The organism is Belliella filtrata (genome assembly GCF_022549775.1).
GTDB classification, from domain to species: domain Bacteria; phylum Bacteroidota; class Bacteroidia; order Cytophagales; family Cyclobacteriaceae; genus Belliella; species Belliella filtrata.
The window spans coordinates 1-1,425 of the sequence record NZ_JAKZGP010000134.1; the positions used below are offsets into that span (position 1 = coordinate 1).

2 protein-coding genes are annotated in these 1,425 nt (G+C 37.6%); both read right to left on the minus strand.

The features are described from left to right. Window positions 1-115: 115 nt before the first annotated feature. Window positions 116-994, minus strand: coding sequence for an IS3 family transposase (locus MM239_RS20735; protein ID WP_241350239.1), 879 nt, complete (start codon window positions 992-994; stop codon window positions 116-118). 2 nt (window positions 995-996) lie between these two features. Continuing rightward, window positions 997-1,371: a transposase gene (locus MM239_RS20740; RefSeq protein ID WP_241350240.1), complete on the minus strand. Its 375-nt coding sequence runs from the start codon at window positions 1,369-1,371 to the stop codon at window positions 997-999. Window positions 1,372-1,425: the final 54 nt, after the last annotated feature.

The window sequence follows — 1,425 nt, forward strand, 5'->3', positions numbered from 1 at the left end:
TGTCGCGTCCTGAAATTACTTGACACTTTTTTTATTGTTTTTCTTTTGTTTTCATCATCTTAAATGCCCCCTAGCTCAAGTAAGGAAACTTGTCAAGGCCGGAGCAGAGCGACGTTTATATAGCCTTGACAGGTTTCTGTCTTGTGCTACTTTTGCGTTTCAGTGATGAGAACACTGAAACACCCTTATGCACCTCACTTGGCTTTGCCATTTTTAAAGAAAGATGCGGACGCTTTTCATTGTATGCCCATATAGCATGTTTCACAGCTGAATAAGCTTCTTTTAAACTTTTAAATGTTCCATCTAACAGGTATTCCGTTTTCAATATTCCATTTACCCTCTCTGCCATTGCATTGTCATAACAATTACCAGCCTCACCCATGCTTGACTCTATCTTTGCTTTTTTCAGTAGTTCCGTGTAAACCTTACTACAATACTGGAATCCTCTGTCTGAATGATGTATAAGACCCTTGCTCCTTTTACACTGGCTTAATGCCATTTTTAAAGCCTCTACTGCATTCTGGCTCTCAAGTGTACTCCCTAAATGCCAACCTACTATCTTTCTGCTATAGGCATCTGTGATTAAATACAGGTATCTAAAGGAGTCCTTTAATCTTATATAAGTAATATCTGACACCCAAGCTTGATCTATTGAGTTCCATTCTTGTCCATTATATAAATCTTTATATCGACTAAACCTTGAAAAGGACTGAGTAGTAACCATATACTTCCGCTTTAACTTCACAAGTAGGCCGGAACTACGCAATAAGTCAAATAGCTTATCCCTTCCCACGCTGATGCTCAAACTTGTAAGATCTCCTTCAATTAACTTATAAAGTTTTCTACCTCCAATCCGTGGATGTATCCGACGATGTTCTCGAACTAACTCTAATACCAATCCTTCTTTAGCTTCTTGCTCAGATTTCCTCTTTGTCCAATCATAATAGGCTGATCTACTGTAACCAAAATACTTACAGCATGAACTCATGCTCATCTTTACTCCCCTTTGATTGATAACTTGCTGCCAAAGTTTTTTTTTAAATCTGTATTATACTCTTTGTTAGCTACTTTTATCAATGTCTCTAGCATATGATTGGCTACTACTGAATCCGCTAAGGTCGATTTAAGCCTACGGTTTTCTTCCTCAAGTTCCTTAAGTCTTTGTTTTTCGTCCATTGTTTCTATTCGCACTGTTTTATTTAACAAATGATTCCTTCCAAAGGAACGTACCCACTTCTGGATCGTCTCTGCTCCTCTGATATCATACTTCTTTTGAAGATACGAATAGGAGCTACCTTTTTCCAATTCCTCTACTACTTGCTTCTTGAAGCTAATACTGTACCGCTTGAACTCTCGAACACTTTTTGTCATGTTTTTCCCAATTTTAGTTTGATTTAATTTGTCAAGCTATTTCAGGACATGACA